Source organism: Moraxella sp. CTOTU49097 (assembly GCF_032064105.1).
Taxonomy (GTDB): Bacteria; Pseudomonadota; Gammaproteobacteria; order Pseudomonadales; family Moraxellaceae; genus Faucicola; species Faucicola osloensis_B.
The window spans coordinates 1-21,477 of sequence record NZ_DAMBOA010000009.1 but is presented as its reverse complement, the minus strand read 5'-3'; the positions used below and the strand labels follow the sequence as shown (position 1 = coordinate 21,477).

The following is a 21,477-nucleotide window of genomic DNA, read 5'->3' as shown; positions in this document are numbered from 1 at the left end:
ATGGAGTGTAATCAACCTAAGCCGTTAATTATTTTGATTGGCCCGATGGGTGCGGGTAAGACCACAATTGGTAAACTGTTGGCGCAGCAACTTGGGTTTACGTTTTATGACAGTGATCAGGAAATAGAACGCGTCTCGGGCGCGAGTATTAGCTGGATTTTTGAAAAAGAGGGTGAAGTAGGGTTTCGTCAACGCGAAACACGTGTGCTTGATAAACTAACCCAGCTCGATGATGTCGTACTAGCCACAGGCGGTGGGGCAGTTACTATCGCTGAAAATCACCATTTTTTAAAACGTGGTATAATTATCTATTTGCGGGCAGAAGTTGACATTCAATATGAACGCACTTGTCGTGATCGCAACCGACCGTTATTACAAATAGACAATCCTAAGCAAAAGCTAACCGAGCTTTTTTGTAAACGTGACCCAATTTATCAGCAGCTTGCCGATATCACCATTGTTACGGGTCACAGTTCCCCAAAAAAAATGGTGCATGACATTTTACTGCAATTGCAAGACGCCAATATAACCGTCTAAATGTCGCACTGTAGATATGACAAGCTAATTGATGACAACCTGCTAGATGCCAAAAAGATAACATTGATATGAGTACTGCCATGCGCCGTGAGTTAATTGTCCATACACGTTCACACGACTATCCCATTTTTATTGGGGAAAATCTCATCGAAACCTTTGAGTTTGCTGACTATATTGGTGGCAAACAAGTATTGATTGTCACCAATGAGACAGTTGCACCCTTATATCTTGATAAACTCATCGCAAGTCTGCCTGCCGATAAACTCGTTAAGACTTGTATTTTACCTGATGGTGAGCAATATAAAACCCAGCAAAGCATTGATAGTATTTATGATCAGTTGATGGAAAATCACTTTAACCGTGACTGTACGCTGATAGCGCTTGGTGGTGGCGTCATTGGTGATATGGTGGGTTTTGCAGCAGCAAGTTTCATGCGCGGTGTGAATTTTATCCAAATTCCCACAACGTTGTTGTCGCAAGTGGATTCCAGCGTCGGCGGCAAGACAGGCATCAATCATCGCTTGGGAAAAAATATGATTGGCGCGTTTTGGCAGCCGCGTCTTGTTTTGGCAGATATGACCACCTTAAAAACCTTGCCACCGCGTGAACTATCAGCAGGGTTAGCAGAAGTGATTAAATACGCGTTAATCGGCGATGTGGGGTTTTTGGCTTGGCTTGAAACCCATATGACATCGTTACGCGCGCTCGATTTGAATTTGTTAGCCCAAGCGGTACTGATTTCTTGCCAGCATAAAGCGGATATTGTGGCGCAAGATGAGTTTGAAGCCAATAAGCGTGCGCTGCTTAATTTTGGTCATACCTTTGGTCATGTGATTGAAACGCATGAAGGTTATGGCAATTGGCTGCATGGTGAAGCAGTCGCGGTAGGCATGATTCAAGCGATGCAGTTGTCACAAAAACAAGGTTGGCTCAGCGCGGATGATGTTGACAGAGCTAGTTCTTTAATCGCTCGTGCTGATTTACCCACCCATCCGCCAGTCATTGAGGTGAATACAGCGCTGGATTTGATGGGTCATGATAAAAAAGTCAAATCCGGCAAAATTCGTCTAGTATTACTAGAAAAATTGGGACAAGCGGTATTGACTTCAGCGTACGATCCAGCGTTACTGACAGACGTGCTGGCTTTGACTGATAAAGCTAATTGATATAAATTTTATAGATGGGTTAAAGCGTCCTATCGGGCGTTAACCTTACCTCGGACAGAAGGTTGTTTTATGGTGCATTCTTTATCTACGCTGTATCGTTCATGGGCATTTAAAGTGACCACTTGGCTGATTTTAGCGGCGATTGCAGGCGGCTTGACGGTCATGGTGTGGATTGCCTCTGCGGTAAAGCCTGCCAAAAGTGCGGTGAAAGCGGCGAGTAATGCTAATCTAAATCAAGATCCCACCGCGCTACTATTGGCAAAACCACCTGAAGAGCTCAATAAAGAAGTGAGACCGATCAAATTTGATGCGGTAATTCGTGATATGCGCAACTATCCCAAAGAATTTAAGGACAGTCGCTTTATCAAGGCCAATAACGGCAAATGGACAGTTCAAGTTATGAACGTGGTGGAGCACGAAGTGGTCACCGATTACCTAAATAGCCGTGACGATCGTGATAAATTTAATTATTTTCGTATCGTCGATGCCCATAACCAAAAACGCTTTGTGGTCACCTATGGCGTATTTGGCTCAGTACAAGAAGCGGTTGGCGCGGCTAAAGTAGTGAATTTTAATTTACCAAAAGGGGTCAAAGCATTTCCTGAAGAATTTAAAATGTATGCCCCACAAATGGATGAGTATGAAGTCGCGCCGCCCCTTCGTGATGTCGGTAAGACAGCCGCGCGAGAAGTCAAACTAAACGCCACACCAAAATTATTGCCTGCGCCAAAAGCCAACGTTGAACGGCAACCACAAGCTGCGACTTCCACAGCAGCAGAACCAAAACGCGTAGCGCCAAAAACCAGCATTGAAAAGTCAGTCAATCCGCAAGAGACCCTTTCTATTCAAGAAGGTAAAGTGATTGCTGAAAGCAACAGTAACGACTCAAATACCACCCGTTCAGAACCAAAAGTTATCAATAGCAAGAATGATAATGTTGATGTCAAACCCAAACAAACCCACAGCAAGCCGTCTGAAGAAAAGCCAAAATCCAAAGATGCCTCAAAGGATAGCATGGGCGAGTTAATCAAGCAAAAGTCCCAAGCTAACTAGTGAGGTTAGACGGGTTGGTTAGTTTTGGGACTCAAATAACAGTGGATTTTTTCCCCCTTTTTCGTTAATATAACGAAGGGTATCATTTTAATTTCTTATGGTACATATAGATAACAAACATGACGGTTATCTATTCCAATCTTTTATGATTCAATAGCAAACATTGCACATATTTATAGTATGCCCATTTCTTTGCTACCAGCTTGTTAAGGGAACACGCTTATGTCTTTAAATCAGTATTCAGATCAGCATAATCTTTACCAACCCGATGTGTTCAAAGACAACTGTGGGTTTGGTTTGATTGCGCATACCCATGGTGAAGCTAGTCATGACTTAGTGCAAACAGCGATTCATAGTTTAAGCTGTATGACCCACCGCGGTGGCGTAGCAGCCGATGGTAAGACAGGCGATGGTTGTGGTCTATTGATTGCGACGCCCAAAGTATTTTTTAAAAAAATCGCTTCAGACAATGGCTTTACCCTAAACGAAATTTTTGCCGTCGGCACGGTATTCGTTAACCTTGATAAAGCATTAGCACAGCAAAGCCAAGATACATTAAGCCAAGCGATTGAAGCACAAGGTTTGCTAGTCGCTGGCTGGCGTGATGTGCCGGTTGATTTAAGTATCGTCGGTGACATTGCCCGTGAATCACTCCCAGGCTTTAAACAAATTTTAGTTAACTGCCCCATCAATATGGACGAGGCGACCTTTAACCGTAAATTATTCGTTGCACGCCGCAAAGCAGAAATCGAACTGAAAGATGACCCGTTGTTTTATGTGACGTCATTGACCTCACAAGTGGTTATCTACAAAGGATTGGTCATGCCTGCTGATTTGCCCGCGTTCTTCTTGGATTTGCAAGACGAACGTTTGGCGTCACACATTGTGGTATTCCACCAACGTTTCTCAACCAATACCCTACCAAGATGGCCATTAGCACAGCCTTTTCGCTATCTTGCCCACAATGGTGAATTAAACACGATTGATGGTAACCGTGACTGGGCAGTCGCTCGTACGCCAAAATTTGTCACCGATTTGATTCCAGAGCTTCAAGAATTACAGCCACTCGTCAACCGTGTGGGCTCTGACTCATCAAGCTTAGACAATATGCTTGAAGTACTGGTGTCAGGGGGCATGGATTTATTTCGTGCGCTTTCTATCCTCGTGCCACCCGCTTGGCAAAATGTTGACACGATGGACATGGATTTACGCGCGTTTTATGAGTTTTACTCACAGCATATGGAAGCTTGGGATGGTCCAGCCGGTCTAGTCATCCAAGATGGTCGCTATGCGGTTTGTATGCTTGACCGCAATGGTTTACGTCCATCACGTTGGGTGACTACCAAAAATGGCTATATCACCGTGGCTTCAGAAATCGGTACTTGGGATTATCAGCCTGAAGACGTGATTGCTAAAGGTCGCGTCGGACCAGGTCAAATGCTAGTGATTGATACCGAAACTGGTAACATCATGGATACCAAAGCAGTGGGTCGTCAGCTGAAAAAAGCCCACCCATATCGCCTATGGTTACGGGAAAATGCGGTACGTCTACGGGATGATGAACAGCTAGAAGAAAAAGCTTATGAGCAACGTGAAACAGGCGAGCATCTGTTAGCGCTGCAAAAAATGTTTCATATCACCAATGAAGAACGCACAGAAATCATCCGTCCTTCAGCCGAAAACGGTCAAGAAGCCGTTGGCTCAATGGGGGATGATACCCCAATGGCGGTACTGTCGAAACAAGTTCGTCACGTGGCTGATTTCTTCCGTCAACAATTCGCTCAGGTTACCAACCCACCAATCGATCCTCTGCGCGAAGCGATTGTGATGTCATTGGAAACTTGTTTGGGTAGCGAAAAGAATATTTTTGAACCCACCCCAGACCACGCTAACCGTATCGTGTTGTCATCGCCTGTGTTGTCATCGAGCAAAATGATGCAACTACGAAGCGTCACAAAACCAGGGTTTGAAATCGAGACCATTGATTTGAATTATGATGAATCAATGGCATTAGACGATGCCATCAAACATATCTGTGAGCAAGCTGCCCAAGCGGTACGTGCAGGTAAAGTATTGATTGTATTATCTGACCGCAATATTGAAAAAGGTAAAGTACCTGCCAATGCCATTATGGTGACAGGTGCGGTGCATCATCACTTGATTAATGTGGGTTTACGCGCAGATGCCAACTTAATCATTGAAACAGGTTTGGTGCGTGATTCGCACCAATTAGCGGTCTTGTTAGGGTTTGGTGCTACCGCGGTTTATCCCTACTTGGCTTATAATGTGATTGCAGACTTGGTCGATAAAGGTGACTTGCTCGGTGACCCTTTGTACGCCAAAAACAATTTCCGTAAAAGCTTGGATAAAGGCTTATTAAAAATCCTATCAAAAATGGGTATTTCGACCGTCTCTTCTTACCGCGGCGCGCAATTGTTTGAAGCCGTGGGTTTATCAGAAGAAGTGGTTGAGCTTTGCTTTACTGGGGTTGAAAGCCGTATCTCAGGTGCCACGTTTGAAGATTTGGCGATTGACCAACAAATCTTGGCAAAAAATGCCTTTACCAAACGTGTACCGCTTGACCAAGGCGGCTTGTTAAAATTCGTCTTTAACAAAGAATACCACGCCTTCAACCCAGATGTGATTCAAGCGCTACATAAAGCGGTACGCACGGGCGACTACGACAACTACAAAGAATATGCGTCGATTGTCAACAGCCGCCCTGTAGCGACGTTACGTGATTTGCTGCAGTTAGATACCAGCAAATCCATCAGTGTTGATGACGTTGAGCCTATTGAACAAATCCTAAAACGTTTTGACTCAGCAGGTATGTCATTAGGCGCCTTGTCGCCAGAAGCACACGAGGCGATTGCAACCGCGATGAACACGATTGGCGGACGTTCAAACTCGGGTGAGGGCGGTGAAGACCCAACACGTTATGGCACGATTCGTAACTCAAAAATCAAACAAGTCGCCTCAGGTCGTTTTGGGGTCACGCCGGCTTACTTGCGTTCTGCAGAAGTCATGCAGATTAAAATCGCGCAGGGGGCAAAACCCGGTGAAGGCGGTCAGTTACCCGGTGGTAAAGTAAATAGCTTAATTGCGCGTTTGCGTTACTCAGTGCCAGGTGTGACCTTGATTTCACCCCCGCCGCATCATGATATTTATTCGATTGAAGACTTGGCGCAGCTAATTTTTGACTTAAAACAAGTCAATCCAAACGCGCTTGTGTCAGTCAAATTGGTGTCGCGCCCAGGTGTAGGTACCATTGCAACGGGTGTGGCAAAAGCGTACGCCGATTTGATTACCATTTCAGGGTATGATGGTGGTACCGCAGCGTCTCCTTTGTCGTCAATTCACTATGCAGGCTCGCCTTGGGAGCTAGGTTTATCTGAAGCGCACCAATCGCTTCGTGTAAACGGGTTACGTCATAAAGTACGCGTGCAAACAGATGGTGGTTTAAAAACGGGTTTAGACGTAGTTAAGGCAGCAATATTGGGGGCAGAAAGTTTTGGTTTTGGTACCACGCCGATGATTGCCGTGGGCTGTAAATACCTGCGTATCTGTCACTTAAACAACTGCCCAACGGGCGTGGCAACGCAAAAATCAGAACTGCGCGATGAACATTTCATCGGTGAAGCAGAGATGCTGATTAATTTCTTTAGATTTGTGGCACAAGAAACCCGTGAATGGTTGGCGGCATTGGGCGTACGCTCAATGGAAGAGCTTGTGGGTCGCACCGACTTGCTATCAGTCATGTCAGGCACCACCAACAAGCAACAACACCTAAACTTAGCGCCGTTACTATTTACCCATAGCAAAGGCGATGGCAAACCACAAACCTGCCAAGTTGAGCGCAATGAGCCATTTGACAAAGGCTTGCTCGCTGAACAAATGGTTATGGATATGATGGATACCATCAAATCAGCCAAAGGCGGTGACTTTAGCTATCGTATTGGCAACTGTGACCGTTCTATCGGTGCGCGTATCTCAGGGGAGATTGCTGCGCTGCATGGCAACAATGGTATGGCAAGCGCGCCAATTAACTTACACTTAACCGGCACTGCAGGTCAAAGTTTAGGTGTCTGGAATGCAGGCGGTTTAAACATTAAGCTTGAAGGGGATGCCAACGACTACGTCGGTAAAGGCATGGCAGGGGGTGAAATCGTGATTTACCCACCAAAAGGCTCGACGTTTGCCAGCCAGCAAACCGCTATCATTGGTAACACTTGTTTGTATGGTGCCACAAGCGGTCATCTATATGCAGCAGGTACGGCAGGTGAACGTTTTGCGGTTCGTAATTCAGGTTGTTTTGCGGTGGTTGAAGGTACTGGCGACCACTGCTGTGAATACATGACGGGCGGTGTGGTGACGGTTTTGGGTAAAACCGGGCTAAACTTCGGTGCCGGTATGACAGGCGGTTTTGCTTACGTGCTTGACTTAGATGGCGATTTCTTTGACCGTTGTAACCATGAGCTTATCGATATGCATCGTATTTCAAGTGAGCAAACAGAAAATCACCGTATCAACTTGATGTCGATTATCAAAACTCACGTGGCAAAAACAGGTAGCCAATGGGGTCAAACCATCCTTGACGACTTTGAGCATTATGTTCGTAAGTTCTATTTGGTCAAACCAAAAGCCGCGAACATTACTTCGCTACTAAAAACGACCATGGCAGACCCACAATAAGCGATTGTGTAGCATAATTTGATGATATTGGATTGCTAAAGGTAGCGCGTGACCAGCGCTCTACCTTTAACTTAAATTTTAAAAGTTCGCTGTCAAGCAGGTCGGTATACAGTGAATCGCTGGATACCACTCACTTAGGAGCATTGTGGCATGGCAAAACGATTACACAACGATTTTCAGTTTTTAGACGTCGCACGTGTCGACCCTTCAAAAAAAGACATTAATACCCGTACTCACGAGTTTGTTGAGATTTACTATCCATTTGAGCAAGACAAGGTAACTGACCAAGCGCACCGTTGTCTTGAATGTGGTAACCCTTACTGTGAATGGAAATGTCCCGTTCACAACTACATTCCAAACTGGTTAAAACTGGCTACCGAAGGTCATATTTTCCAAGCGGCAGATTTATGTCACCAAACCAACACGTTGCCAGAAGTCTGTGGGCGAGTATGTCCCCAAGACCGTCTTTGTGAAGGGGCTTGTACCCTCAATGACGGCTTTGGGGCGGTCACCATTGGTAATGTGGAAAAATACATCACCGATACTGCGTTTGCGCTAGGCTGGCGTCCAGATATGAGCGGTGTAACTTGGACGGATAAAAAAGTTGCGGTGATTGGCGCAGGTCCTGCGGGCCTTGGCTGTGCTGACATACTGGTACGTAATGGCGTCAAACCTGTGGTATTTGACAAACGCCCTGAAATTGGCGGACTACTGACCTTTGGTATTCCAGAATTTAAAATGGAAAAAAATGTCATGCGTCGTCGCCGCGAAGTCTTCGAAAGCATGGGCATTGAATTTCGTTTAAATACCGAGATTGGTAAAGATGTCACCATTGATGAATTACTTAGTGAGTATGACGCGGTGTTTATGGGCATGGGTACCTATACCTATATGCGTGGCGGTTATGCCGGCGAAGAGTTATCTGGCGTGTATGATGCGTTAGATTTTTTAATCGCAAATGTCAACCGCTGCCAAGGTTGGGAAACGAACCCACAAGAATACATCGACTTACAAGGTAAAAAAGTGGTCGTCCTTGGCGGTGGTGATACCGCGATGGACTGTAACCGTACCAGTATCCGTCAAGGTGCAACTTCTGTGACTTGTGCCTACCGCCGTGATGAAGAGAATATGCCAGGCTCACGCCGTGAAGTGCGTAACGCGCGTGAAGAAGGTGTGCAGTTTTTATTTAACCGTCAGCCGATTGAAATTATCGGTTTAAACGGTAAAGTAACCGGTGTTAAAGTAGTGACCACTAAACTTGGCGAACCTGATAACCGTGGTCGTCGTAGCCCAGAGCCTATTCCCAATTCAGAAGAAATCTTGCCAGCCGATGCGGTGATTATGGCATTTGGTTTCCGTACTAGCCCGGCCGATTGGTTTACCACTCAAGGCATTGAGATGGATAATAGCGGACGGGTCATTGCACCTGAGTTACAAACCTATAAGTACCAAACTAAGAATCCAAAAATCTTCGCAGGTGGCGATATGGTGAGGGGTTCAGACTTGGTGGTAACCGCGATTTGGGAAGGTCGCGAGGCCGCTAAAGGTATCCTAGATTACCTAGATGTTTAAGCATAAACCTTTTTTAGCTGAGACTTGCTGTTAATTACACCAAAAAACCCAATGTTGATTGGGTTTTTTTACAGCTAAATTTCGGTGCGTTTTTGTCCACTTTGGGCTATTATGTCGCATAAATTCATCATACTACTAGGTCAATGACATGCCATTTGCACAGCATTTTCGTCCCGCTACTTGGGCAAAATTACGGTGTCAACATGCCAATCTTTATCAAATCGATGAGCAGCTGTTTCGTAGTGAGCAGCTGACGCCCGATGATATCGGTATTATCCAGCAATACGGCATCAATACGCTTATCAATTTACGATTTTTTGATCGCGATGATAACGAAGAAAATTTAGCCAACTTACCGCTGACCTTTATCAATCACCCATTGATGACTTGGGCGATCAAGCCGCAGCAACTTGCTGAAATTTTGTATGATATTTTGTGGCACCAAGCGCGTGGCGACAAGGTGCTCGTGCATTGTTATCATGGCTCAGATCGCACGGGTATTACCGTTGCTATGTATCGCATTTTGGTACAAAACTGGACGATTGAACATGCCAAAATCGAAATGCAGGACGGCGGGTATGGCTTTCACTGGATTTGGATTAATATCAGCAATTTATTGACCGAGAAAAAAGTGCAAGAAGTGCAACACGCTTTGTTAGCACTACAACGCCAAAAGCCTATTATTAGCCAACCTTAAAACCCATCAAGCGACATTAACTTTGGATAGCCTGTGAATATCAAACGACTGTTAGGTGAAACCATTATCTATGGTATCGGTGCGATTTTACCCCGTGTCATTACCTTTTTACTCAATCCGTTGTATATCAATTACATCGATAAAGAAGCCTTTGCTATCTTTACCAGCCTATATGCCTGGATTGCTTTTATCAATATTGTGCTCACTTTTGGTTTTGAAACATCGTATTTTCGCTTTTCAGGAGAAGATAAAACAGGCGCCGCCGAAAAAAATGTGTTTAGCACGGCGTTTTGGTTTATTGCCATGTTGGCAGGCGGTTTTTTGGTCATGGTGCTACTGTTTAGCAATCCGTTATCAATGCTGATGGATTATGGCAATCATCCTGAATTTTTGCGTTGGTTTGCTTGGATTGCGTTTTTTGATGCGATTTGTACCATTCCGTTTGCTTGGCTACGTTATCACAACCAGCCTGTGAAGTATTCGGTGGTGCGCGTGGTGTCGATTTTGATACAAACTGTGGTAGTTATTGCGCTGTTTCGCTTTGTGCCCATTGAGGCTGCCAAAAGTTTCGGTTTGACTGAGCAAGTGGCGTATCCGTTCTTTGCCAATTTAGTTGCCAGTCTCGCCACTTTTATGATGCTGTTTCCGATTATCAAAAAAGTACGCTTACATTTTGATAAAGCCTTGTTCAAACGTATGATTCGCTATTCTTATCCGGTCATGCTGGCAGGGTTGGCATTTATGGTGAATGAAAACTTCGATAAAATCATTCAATATTATATGATTGATAAAGGCGATGCGGGGGCATACGGTGGCTGCTATAAATTGGCGGTATTAATGACTTTGTTTGTGACCGCGTATCGGATGGGGATTGAGCCGTTTTTATTCAAACAAATGCACCACGCCAATGCGAAACATACTTATGCGATGATGACAGAGTACTTTGCTTTATTTGCATCGGTGGTGGCGCTTGGAATTATTGCCAATATTTCATGGCTCAAACGGTTATTTATCACTGATGCCAGTTATTGGACAGCGATTAATATCGTACCGATTATCGTCATTGCGAACCTATGTTTTGGGATTTATTACAACCTATCAACTTGGTATAAGGTAACTGACCGTACTGGGATTGGCTCAGCCATCTCATGGCTTGGGGCGGGACTGACTATTTTGCTCCATATGCTATTTTTAAAACAATACGGCTTTATGGTGTCGGCGTGGGTGACGCTTTTTGTTTACTTCCTCATGATGATAGTATCGTACGCGCTTGGACAGCATTTTTATCCGATACCTTACCAAACCAAAAAAATCGTTTTCTTTTTGGGCACGCTGATGCTGTTTAGTGTGATAATCGTCAGTGCTTTTCAAATGAATTTTTGGTTATCCAATATCTTATTACTGGTCTATATTGGCTTAATCGGCTATAGCGAGCGCGCGCTGTTAAAACGTTTGGTAAAGGCAAAAGCGTCATGATTGAGCCTTAATAATATTTTAATTGGTCCCAGTATTTAATTTAGCCAAATTATCCTTATATCAGTTACTAGTCGCAATTGATTCATCTTGCGCAAAAAAGTTTGCTATAGTAATAGCAGGAGAATCAATGAATTGCTACTTACCTGTGATAGACATGGGTAAGTCATCTCATGAGAAGGAGTTTTTCATGCAACAATCAAGTACGCCACAAGCAACTACCCAGCCAGCCAATCCTCTATTAGCAAATAATGAGCAACTGATAGCAGTGTCTGCCAAAGACATTGTCAAACAACATCTCGATAAGCTTGGCATACCCCAAGATATTGAGATTGATGATGCCGAATTTGCAGAAAAAAAACAGCGCATTGCTGATTTGTTAAAACAGCATAATGCCACCTTAATTGCTCACTATTATACCGACCCAAAAATCCAAGCAATTGCCGAAGCCACAGGCGGTATCGTGTCGGATAGTTTAGAGATGGCAAGGTTTGGGCGTGATAGTGATGCTGATGTGCTGATTGTTGCAGGCGTCAAATTCATGGGTGAAACCGCCAAAATCCTAAGTCCTGCAAAAACGGTATTAATGCCAACGCTAGAAGCCACTTGCTCACTAGATTTGGGTTGTCCGATTGAAGACTTTAGCGCGTTTTGTGACCAACATCCTGACCGTACTGTGGTGGTGTATGCCAACACCTCAGCGGCTGTTAAAGCGCGGGCAGATTGGGTGGTGACATCGAGTATCGCGGTTGAACTCATTGACCATCTAGACAGCCAAGGTGAAAAAATCATTTGGGCACCTGACCAGCATTTGGGACGTTATATTCAGCAAAAAGTGGGCGCAGATATGCTGCTGTGGGATGGCGCTTGCATCGTGCATGAAGAGTTCCGTAGCCGCAGCCTAAAAACCATGAAAGAGATGTACCCCGATGCCGCCGTGTTGGTACACCCAGAATCACCGATTGAGATGACCCAAATGGCAGATGCCGTCGGTAGCACCAGTCAGCTGATTAAAGCGGCGCAAACCCTACCGCACAAGATGTTCATCGTCGCGACCGATCGTGGGATTTTTTACAAAATGCAGCAAGCGGCGCCAGATAAGGTGTTTATCGAAGCGCCGACGCGTGGCGAAGGTGCAACCTGTCGTTCATGTGCGCACTGTCCGTGGATGGCGATGAATGATTTAGACCAAATCATCCATGCATTGGAGAAAGTAGGCACGCCTGACGCGGTACCACACGAGATTTTTGTTGATGCGCAGCTAATCGAACAAGCCAAAAAACCCCTAGATCGAATGCTCGCGTTTGGCGCCACGCTCAAAAGATAGGCGCTAATAACCATCGTCTGTTTTTAAAATATTGAAAAAAGTCGTTGACAGCCTAACTAACTTGCTTTAATATACGCACCACTTAGCGATGATAGCCTTTAAGCTTACCATTGCTAAGGTGTTGAAGTAACAATTAAAGCCTAGTTAGGCAATCGGAGTGTAGCACAGCTTGGTAGTGCACCTGGTTTGGGACCAGGGGGTCGAAGGTTCGAATCCTTTCACTCCGACCATTCATTCTTTAAACTTACCCAAGTTGAAAAGATGAATCAAGAGCCGAGCAGGCTTTTTTTATGCGCCTGTAGCTCAGTTGGATAGAGCACCCGCCTTCTAAGTGGGTGGTCACAGGTTCGAATCCTGTCAGGCGCGCATTTTGCTAGTCTGTAAAACCTACCTTATGGCGGATGTAGCTCAGTTGGTAGAGCCCCGGGTTGTGATCTCGGTTGTCGTGGGTTCGAGTCCCATCATTCGCCCCATATTCTAAAAAAGCCCCTAATTCAATGAATTAGGGGCTTTTTTATGCCTGATTTATTTCTTTCATTTGCAAATTTGTTATACAAAAACAACGGTTTTACCACACCTTTTTATGATGAACAATTATCTACTTTATATACTAGGGTCATATAGTGTACTAAAAAATAAGCTGGTAAAGGTAAATTGGCAATAGCGTAACTTTACCTGATAACAAACCTAAAATAAAATCGCGTGAGGCCCGTAATATGATACGAAGTACAACGATGTTTTATCAACTTGCTATGACCTGTATTGCGATAAGTGGCTGCATAGTTGTTAATACGACCCAAGCGGCTACTAGGCTGCCAAAATCCCCTTGGCAATCGCATGCATCACTCAAAAGTAGCCAAGTTAGCCCAATTTACCACCAGCAATGGCGACAATCTGATTATAAATATTGCCCAATTTTAGCCATTGCTAATCATTCATCAGTCAATATCAAAACTGCGCAATCACGCGCTGCCAATTTTTCAGGTGGCTTTGCGGTGGCGTATGATTTGAAGAACTATAAAGGCAGGCCTTTACGCAGTGCTTATGGCGTAGCCAATGCAGGTACGACGTCTAAACGTGACTTGTATGAGGGCTGGGCCTATCGTAAAAACTATGCCGATGGCAGTTATGTGACGCTTGGGCAAGAGGGCAGTAACCCACAGGGTAAAATGCTGGCTTATATAGTGCTGAACAATGGCTGTTTTTATAACATCTGGAGTCAATTAAGTAGTGAGCATCTGCAAAAAATGATTGGCCAATTACGCTATGTCAATTGATGAATCAAAAAGTAGCTATAAAAATTAGCGACAAGAAAGTAGCCATAAAAAAAGCAACGTTGCTGCGTTGCTTTTTTTGAAAGTTGCTTTTTTTTCGAATTTGTTTTTTCGAATTTGATTTTTTCAAATTTTCTTGTTTTAAGCAAATTCATGCAAAGAAATTTTCTAGCACCTTACGTTGACTGCTTTGCCAGTGTGACCAGTCTTTGGCTGAGTCGGTCAGTGAGCCCCGCCAGCCTTTGATATTGCCTTTCATGCTAGATAACCGATGTTGGCTGGTGGTATTGAGCAGTGTCGGCTGTTTTTGCAAACGCTCAAGCGCAACCAAGGCAGCAGGGCGGTCATTACACAATAATCCCATATCGCAACCTGCCGTTAAGGCAGCCGCAATACGGTCACCTGCATCACCTGCAACATGTGCCGCTTTCATCGACAGGTCATCGGAGAACAATACCCCATTAAACCCTAGTTTGCCACGAATAATCTGTTGTAGCCAAATCGATGAAAACCCTGCAGGTTTGTTATCAACTGTGCTAAATACCACATGAGCGGGCATGAGTGCATCCAGTAGCGGCTTGTTGCGAATAAATGGCTGCATATCGTATTGGCGAATCTCATCATAACTGCGCTCATCGGTGGCATCATCCACATGAGAATCCGGTGCAACTGAGCCGTGACCGGGAAAATGCTTGCCCGTGGTTGCCATTCCGGCAAGCTTCATCCCACGCATGAATTCAGCAGATAAAGCGGTGATTGCAATGGGATGGGCGTGAAACGCGCGATCACCAATCACGCGGCTCACCCCATTGATATCAAGTACAGGCGCAAAACTAAAATCAATCCCAACCGCTAGGACTTCGCTTGCCATCAAATAGCCCGCACAATAAGCAAGATCAAGCGCAGTGATCGGGTCATGCTCAAACCTTTCACCGAGTTTACCCATTGCAGGTAGCGGTGAGAAACCCGCGCGCAAGCGAGCGACACGTCCACCTTCTTGGTCAACGGCAATTAAAATATTGGGTTTGATGGCACGCATACTATCGGTCAGTTCGCGTACTTGTTCAGGGCTTTCTACATTGCGTCCAAACAAAATCACGCCGCCAACTTCCGGTTGGCTTAGCAGTGCTTCATCTGCTAGGCTAAGCGCTGTGCCTTCAATATCGAGCATGAGTTGACCGACTGCTTGCATGCGGTAATCCTTCTGGGTATTGCTTGCCGCCAACTGTTAGATATAGTTGGCGGCAGAAAAATTTTGAAAAAACATAGCATACGCTTTTTTTGATAAAAATGCGACTAGCTGACTGGCGATTATTATTAGCGGATATTACTGACGGTTAAGCCGTGACGGTGGTGGCAACAAACTGATATCACTCACCCGACAAGGATTGATATCAATCCCGCCACGGCGTGTGTACCATGCGCGTACCATGAGCGTTTTTGGCGCAAAGGCTTGGGTTAAATCACTAAAAATTTGCTCCACGCATTGTTCATGAAAGCCATTATGCTGACGAAAGCTCAGAATATATTCAAGCAGTCCTGCTCGGTCAATCGGTTGGCTATCTATCTGAATCTCCAGTGTTCCCCAATCTGGCTGATTGGTGACAGGGCAGTTTGAACGCAGCAGATGCGAATGCAAAATTTGTAACTGGCTATCTGAGGCAACTTGGTTGGCAACGGTCAAGCTTGAAGGATCGACATCACTGACAATGGCGATTTTTTTATCGCTACTATCTAATGCGTTATCAATACAGTCACCCTGTGGCGCGCTGATGGGTAAGCTATTTGCGATGTTTACCTCAAAAATCTCAATAGTCACATCGGTTTTTAGACAAGCCGATAAATCTTTTTCCACCGCTGCTTTAACAGCTTGTTGATTGTCAAATTCAGTGAAATTTAGGCTATTAAAATAAAGTTTGAGCGATTTTGATTCGACAATATAGTCCGATGTGGCAGGGATGGCAAGGCGCGCCATTGCCACCTGTGATATGCCGTGCAAGTTAAGCCAAGACATTTCAAAAACCTGCCACCAGTCCATGCCAATACTTAAGGCGTCAGCAGGCAGCGCCAGCTTTGCCCGACCTAATGCGCGGGGAATAGGGTAGAGCATATCGGGGGCGTAGGTTTTTGGGTAGCTGGTGGATTGACCCAAAATACCGTGAGTTTCAAGTGGTTTCATATTTTTTTAATTTAACTAAGTTATCTAAGTTATAAACGAACGCGTGAGCCATCTGCTAAAAGATAATACGCAATGCCATAAAATATCGCGGTAAAAATCCCAATCGCCACTAAAGATGACCATACATTGACATCTGAATGACCTAAAATACCATAGCGAAAAGCATTGACCATATAAACAATGGGGTTTAGTAGCGATATGTTTTGCCAAAATCCCGATAAATCTTTAAGTGAATAAAACACACCGCCCAAATATGTCAAAGGTGTCAACACAAAACTGGGTACGATGGAAATATCATCAAACGAGCGGGCAAATACTGCATTAATCATACCGCCCAGCGAAAACAATGCCGAGGTCATCACCACGGTAAAAATCGTGACAAACGCATGCACCAGTGATAACTGAGTAAAAAACAACGCGAGCACCGTCACAATCGCGCCAATGGTCAACCCTCGAAACAAACCGCCTGCGATAAAGCCTAGTAAAATGGTATGTTTAGAAATCGGGCTGACCAGCATCTCTTCGATATTACCATGAAACTTGGTGGCAAAAAAACTCGATACCACATTGGAGTAGCTATTGGTAATCACCGACATCATAATCAAGCCAGGCACGATAAACTGCATGTAGGAGACACCGCCCATATCGCCAACGCGCGCGCCAATCATTTTACCAAAGATGATAAAATACAAACTCATGGTGATGGCAGGGGGTAATAGCGTTTGCGGCCAAATGCGAAGAATTCGGCGGATTTCTTTGACTAACAAGGTGTTAAATGCAACCAACTGGCGCTGAAAATCCATGTTAATTCTCCAATTTTTCAGTCAAATTATTTTCAACAATCCCCAAAAACAGCTCTTCAAGGCGATTGGCTTTATTACGCATACTCGCTACCTGAATATTTTGAGCATTTAACTGGGCAAAGACATCATTTAAACTGTCGCCTTTTTTGAGTGTGACTTCAAGGGTCAACGGGTCTGGCTGCTTGGTTTTTACCACATTGGTTAAAGCAATGGGTGCGGTATAAGGTTGCGCCAAATCAAACACAAAGCTTTCTACATCAAGGCTGGTAAGCAAACTTTTCATATCAGTATTGATACGAATTTCACCTTGGTCAAGGATAGCAATGTTTTTACACAGCTGCTCAGCTTCTTCTAAATAATGGGTGGTTAAAATAATGGTCGTACCTTCTTCCGTGTTAATTTGCTGCATAAAATCCCACATCGAGCGGCGCAGTTCAATATCCACTCCCGCAGTCGGCTCATCCAAAATCAGCAGTTTGGGATGGTGCATTAAAGCACGCGCAATCATCAAACGGCGTTTCATGCCGCCAGAGAGCATACGCGCTTTGTCGTCGCGTTTTTCCCAAAGCCCTAATGCTTTAAGGAGTTTTTCGGCACGCGGGCGAGATTCCTTGGTAGGTATGCCAAAATAGCCCGCTTGGGTAATCAAAATATCTTCGATTTTCTCAAACTGCATAAAGTTAAATTCTTGCGGCACCACGCCTAAGAACTGCTTGGCTTTGGCAGGCTGTTTAAGCAAATCTACCCCAAAAATTTCTACCGAGCCTGAGGTGGGTTTAAATAGCGAGCTGATAATACCAATGGTGGTGGATTTACCCGCACCATTGGGTCCAAGTAGGGCAAAAAATCCACCTTGGGGTACGGTCAAATCAATGCCTTTGAGCGCGGCAAAACCATTTGGGTAGGTTTTGGTAAGCTGGGTGATTTTTAGAGCAGGGATGGTAGTGTCAAAGTTTGCCATAGCAATGCAAGTTCTGGTTAAAGGTGAGACCTTAATGGGGATGGGTTGGACAGTTTAAAGATTTGAGTGAACTAAGTTTATAGTGGTTAAGCTAAATTATATCAATAATACAATTAAAAAAGCCTATCAGTTGATAGGCTTCATCTGGGCTAAAAATGACTATTTGGCTTGAGACACCATATAATCAACCGCGTTGGTCACTTCCACATCTAGCAAATCAGCGTTACCACCTTTGGCTGGCATGGCGTTAAAGCCTTGTAGCGCATGTTGGTGAAGGGTAGCGGTACCTTTAGCGATACGGGGACCCCAGGCGCCTTTGTCACCAAACTTTGGTGCACCTAACAGACCTGCAGTATGACAAGTATGGCACACACCTTCAAAAATCACTTTGCCTTCACGCGGTTTGTTTGGATCAGCGGCGCCTAATGCAGCGGCAATAGTGATATCACATTCTTTACCTTCAAAACAAACTTTACCTTGGGGGGCAATACGTGCGATTAGATTTGGGTATAATGCAACCAATTTTGCAACTTGAGGTGGATCTTCAGGTGCTTTTTCTGCTTCCTTTTTTGCGGGAGCGGATGCAGGGGCTGAAGCAGTTGCAGTACTTGAGGCAGTCGCGGTACTTGAAGCGCTAGCGGTAGCTGATGCCGCTGCGGGGGCACTGGCTTTATCCTCAGCTTGGCTGACAGCGATACCAGCAAGACTTAGCATAGTAACCGCTGATAACATCACTACTTTTTTCATTCGTCACGTTCTCTCAAACAGGTGAATTAAATTATCGTAATACTTTTAAAACGGATAATATGAGCCATTAGGTTGCTCGATTGTATCCGTTGATGCAATATTGATGCGATAAATGTTACACAGATTTATTTTCCATACTATTATAAGGGAAAATTATCTGAAAAAGCTATGCTTATTTGATATGTGCTATCAACTTTGCCGAGCAGTTTTTGGCAGTAATTTTGATGATTTGCTTATTGTACGAAAAGTTTGCTAAAATAGCCCACTGCTTTTTTTCAATCCCAATCAAAGCGTTCGTAGCTCAACTGGATAGAGTACAGGTCTCCGAAGCCTGTGGCGTGGGTTCGAGTCCCGCCGAGCGCACCATTTATTAAATTCAAGTCATTGATTTAACAGACAAAAAATATCTTGGTATTTAATCTGTGTACGTATCAGTGTACACCAAATAAATTGGTTAAATAAATTAGCATTAAGAGAAATAACACCTTATTTTCTATCGTACTCTTGGGTGATTAAGTTCTGTAACATTTCTAAGGGTGGAACACCGTACTCTTCAGCGAGCTTATCTAGCTTCTTAAGATAGCTTTTCGATAACAAATATTGCAAAGCGGTTTCCCCATCCTTGTTATCACGATATCGTTTCTGATACCAAGCTTGACGCATCTTCTTAATAAAATTATCAACATTTATTTTTGAAAAAGTCATAGGGCTATAAAAACCCATACATGTAATGCATACGACTATCGAATCGTATATATCCTGATTGCTCTTTGGGAGAAATAGCCGTGGATATACAATTAGATTCGCCTTATTCAAGTATTCAACAGCCCAATTCAATTGCTCTTCATTATTAATTTTCAGCCAATCCAAAGCAACCATTGTGGAACGAGTGGAGATATAGTTTTCCTTGGTAGTTGAATAGAACCCCATCTTTGATTCGAGGAAGAGAGATGTGTTGAACTCATTATAAATAGGCTCAAACCTATTTTCAGGTTCTTTGTTAGCAAGTTCATTAAAATTTGTTGTTTGAAATGTACTATCTAAGCCATCCAAGTTGGGAGGTATAGGTGGTTGTGACGCTGAATATTGTGGCGGTATCGGCATTTGAAATGTAGATGGAGCAGCCTGTGCATAACCTTGGTTGTTTGTAGGCATTTGCCAAGCATTATATGCTGTAACAGAGGAGGGTATACTCATAAAATGTTGAATGTACATTACGTTATAGCCGGTATCAATATCTAAAACTAAGTCATCAAAAAAATCCGGCAAGGTATTTCTAGAAAGAGCTATCTGCTTATAGCTATAGAATCTTGTAGCCATATTGTAACAAAAAATTTTGTAGGGCAAACTATTGTCGCCATATATCACTTCATCAGAAACTAAAAAATTGTCCATTATTTTTTTTAAAGTCTTTAGTTCATCAACCGATACTTTTAATTTCTGTAGCTGTGACATCAAGTAATCCAAATCGGACTGGATTACTATTCGAAAATCTATTCTCTTTAATAGAGATAAAATGTATGAAGTTTTCCTTTTATTTAAGTTTTTAGTGAAGCTTAAATATTCAATCATTTATTGACCTTTATAGATGGATTATATATTTAGTAAATATTAAATATATTTGTATAATTAACAAGTATTCTAATATATTTATTATCGAATAAATACTGTATTCCCTTATATTTTATTAAAAAATTAATGAAAAATAAAATTAAACTCGTTAGATTTTCATAATTTTTTAGTAAAAATTTAGTATTTAGATTCTCGTAAAATAAACGATTATAGAGTTTTTCAGCTAATTATAAATAGGAGAATGCTAAATTGAAATAAATTAATTACTTTTTAGATAATACTTGATTGATGAATATAATGAGCCTTTGTTGTTGAGTTTTTTAAGAAAAAATAATTTAGATTGAAATGAAATCTATAAGATTTATAAAAAGTTTTAATATCGAACCTTAATTACTAAGAAACAATATTTATAAGATAAAAGATAAAATATTGGATAATACTAAGAGTAACATCGTTGGATAGGTAACTTCATTGTTTTAAATATATCGATGTATGTTTGTTTTTATAGGGGTAGATATCTAGATTAATTGGGCTAGACAGACTCTTGTTAGTTGGATATATATGTTATTAAATATTTCTAGTGCATTTATTTTTTGATAAGTGGATGATTAAAGCCTATTCACCCATCTGGATTTAAAAAATTACTAACTTGACTTTTAGTTATGACAATAACCAAGAGGAGTTAGTAACCATGTCTTCAATCAATCTCTTAAATATCAACATTTTTCAAAAGATAGACAGCTTCATTAGAATCTTAATGAACCATCCAGCTACCCCTGAATGGGTAGCGGATAATCTCAACCAACTCTATTTACCATTCTGTCTTGCCTACGATGATGAATATGATTATAGCGAAAGTGTTAGAGCATTCCTTGGTTCAACTAAAGCAATCGTAGGTGAGTTTCTTCCTAATAAAGTAAATTGGAATAAGCAGTTAGCCTGTCAATTTTTAATGATGCTTCATGCCTATCGAGATAGAGTGATGACGAGTATCGCCTTACAGCGATCTCAAGAGATGGACAATCAGTATGAATTAATTAAGTATGTGAATCAGTTGCTGAATCACTATTCACGACTGTTATTTGTACGTGTCGATTTAAGTTATCTTGTGGATAATCTAGCGAATGTAAAGCTAGATGATTTTTACGAACACATAACTAAGTTACGTGAGTTGATATCTAACAAGCAAACCTGCTTTGAACACTTGCAAGGATATGCTTGGGCATTAGAGCAAGGGATAGATAAAAGCCTACATTGCCATTTACTATTGATATATGACGGTGCTAAACGTCAAAAGGATGTATTTATTGGTCGAGAAGTGGGGGAGAAATGGCTTTATATTACTGGTAATAATGGTAATTATTACAACGTAAGCATCCGACCATTCCATCTAACACCATACTAAAAAATACGAGATAGTTCCC

The 21,477-nt window shown here is 43.0% G+C and carries 16 protein-coding genes and 4 tRNA genes; 14 read left to right on the top strand and 6 right to left on the bottom strand.

Translation table 11 applies throughout. The annotated features are described in order from the left end of the window. The 12 genes from RT064_RS06990 (at position 1) to RT064_RS06935 (ending at position 13,794) form a co-directional block, all read left to right on the top strand. Positions 1–537 carry a shikimate kinase gene (locus RT064_RS06990; protein ID WP_313062606.1) on the top strand — a complete coding sequence of 179 codons (537 nt, stop codon included), beginning with the start codon at positions 1–3 and terminating at the stop codon, positions 535–537. A gap of 68 nt (positions 538–605) precedes the next feature. After that, complete coding sequence (gene aroB, locus RT064_RS06985) at positions 606–1,703, top strand: 3-dehydroquinate synthase (RefSeq protein WP_313062605.1); 1,098 nt, start codon at positions 606–608, stop codon at positions 1,701–1,703. 69 nt (positions 1,704–1,772) lie between these two features. Further along, positions 1,773–2,756: a hypothetical protein gene (locus RT064_RS06980; protein ID WP_313062604.1), complete on the top strand. Its 984-nt coding sequence runs from the start codon at positions 1,773–1,775 to the stop codon at positions 2,754–2,756. Positions 2,757–2,978: 222 nt separating this feature from the next. Next, positions 2,979–7,448, top strand: coding sequence for a glutamate synthase large subunit (gltB, locus tag RT064_RS06975; protein WP_313062603.1), 4,470 nt, complete (start codon positions 2,979–2,981; stop codon positions 7,446–7,448). A 150-nt stretch (positions 7,449–7,598) separates the two neighbouring features. After that, positions 7,599–9,020, top strand: coding sequence for an FAD-dependent oxidoreductase (locus RT064_RS06970; protein WP_095356380.1), 1,422 nt, complete (start codon positions 7,599–7,601; stop codon positions 9,018–9,020). A 148-nt stretch (positions 9,021–9,168) separates the two neighbouring features. After that, positions 9,169–9,717: a tyrosine-protein phosphatase gene (locus RT064_RS06965; protein ID WP_128680624.1), complete on the top strand. Its 549-nt coding sequence runs from the start codon at positions 9,169–9,171 to the stop codon at positions 9,715–9,717. A gap of 33 nt (positions 9,718–9,750) precedes the next feature. Continuing rightward, positions 9,751–11,193: a lipopolysaccharide biosynthesis protein gene (locus tag RT064_RS06960; protein WP_313062602.1), complete on the top strand. Its 1,443-nt coding sequence runs from the start codon at positions 9,751–9,753 to the stop codon at positions 11,191–11,193. A 187-nt stretch (positions 11,194–11,380) separates the two neighbouring features. Next, on the top strand, positions 11,381–12,517 hold the full coding sequence (nadA, locus tag RT064_RS06955) for a quinolinate synthase NadA (protein ID WP_313062601.1): 1,137 nt from the start codon (positions 11,381–11,383) through the stop codon (positions 12,515–12,517). 153 nt (positions 12,518–12,670) lie between these two features. Then, positions 12,671–12,747, top strand: a tRNA-Pro gene (locus RT064_RS06950). A 62-nt stretch (positions 12,748–12,809) separates the two neighbouring features. Further along, a tRNA-Arg gene (locus tag RT064_RS06945) sits at positions 12,810–12,883 on the top strand. A gap of 31 nt (positions 12,884–12,914) precedes the next feature. Beyond that, a tRNA-His gene (locus RT064_RS06940) sits at positions 12,915–12,990 on the top strand. Positions 12,991–13,233: 243 nt separating this feature from the next. Then, a complete protein-coding gene (locus tag RT064_RS06935; RefSeq protein ID WP_313062600.1) occupies positions 13,234–13,794 on the top strand; it encodes a hypothetical protein in 561 nt (186 codons plus the stop codon). 148 nt (positions 13,795–13,942) lie between these two features. Here RT064_RS06935 and nagZ read toward each other — a convergent pair whose 3' ends face one another. The 5 genes from nagZ to RT064_RS06910 form a co-directional block, all read right to left on the bottom strand. Further along, entirely contained in the window at positions 13,943–14,983 is a 1,041-nt protein-coding gene (nagZ, locus tag RT064_RS06930; RefSeq protein WP_313062599.1) for a beta-N-acetylhexosaminidase, read from the bottom strand. A gap of 135 nt (positions 14,984–15,118) precedes the next feature. Continuing rightward, positions 15,119–15,970, bottom strand: coding sequence for an NADPH-dependent 7-cyano-7-deazaguanine reductase QueF (queF, locus tag RT064_RS06925; protein ID WP_313062598.1), 852 nt, complete (start codon positions 15,968–15,970; stop codon positions 15,119–15,121). Positions 15,971–15,999: 29 nt separating this feature from the next. Further along, positions 16,000–16,773: an ABC transporter permease gene (locus RT064_RS06920; RefSeq protein WP_312535864.1), complete on the bottom strand. Its 774-nt coding sequence runs from the start codon at positions 16,771–16,773 to the stop codon at positions 16,000–16,002. Between the two features lies 1 nt (position 16,774). Beyond that, positions 16,775–17,734: an ABC transporter ATP-binding protein gene (locus RT064_RS06915; protein WP_313062597.1), complete on the bottom strand. Its 960-nt coding sequence runs from the start codon at positions 17,732–17,734 to the stop codon at positions 16,775–16,777. A 159-nt stretch (positions 17,735–17,893) separates the two neighbouring features. Next, positions 17,894–18,481 carry a c-type cytochrome gene (locus RT064_RS06910; protein ID WP_313062596.1) on the bottom strand — a complete coding sequence of 196 codons (588 nt, stop codon included), beginning with the start codon at positions 18,479–18,481 and terminating at the stop codon, positions 17,894–17,896. 290 nt (positions 18,482–18,771) lie between these two features. On the opposite strand from RT064_RS06910, the gene RT064_RS06905 reads away from it, so the two are divergent. Next, a tRNA-Arg gene (locus RT064_RS06905) sits at positions 18,772–18,847 on the top strand. Positions 18,848–18,967: 120 nt separating this feature from the next. Here RT064_RS06905 and RT064_RS06900 read toward each other — a convergent pair. Next, positions 18,968–19,936: a hypothetical protein gene (locus tag RT064_RS06900; protein ID WP_313062595.1), complete on the bottom strand. Its 969-nt coding sequence runs from the start codon at positions 19,934–19,936 to the stop codon at positions 18,968–18,970. Between the two features lie 808 nt (positions 19,937–20,744). Between RT064_RS06900 and RT064_RS06895 the strand changes: the two genes are divergently transcribed. Then, the gene (locus RT064_RS06895; RefSeq protein ID WP_313062594.1) at positions 20,745–21,458 is read left to right on the top strand and encodes a YagK/YfjJ domain-containing protein; all 714 of its coding nucleotides are present in this window, start codon (positions 20,745–20,747) and stop codon (positions 21,456–21,458) included. The last annotated feature ends 19 nt before the right edge of the window (positions 21,459–21,477 follow it).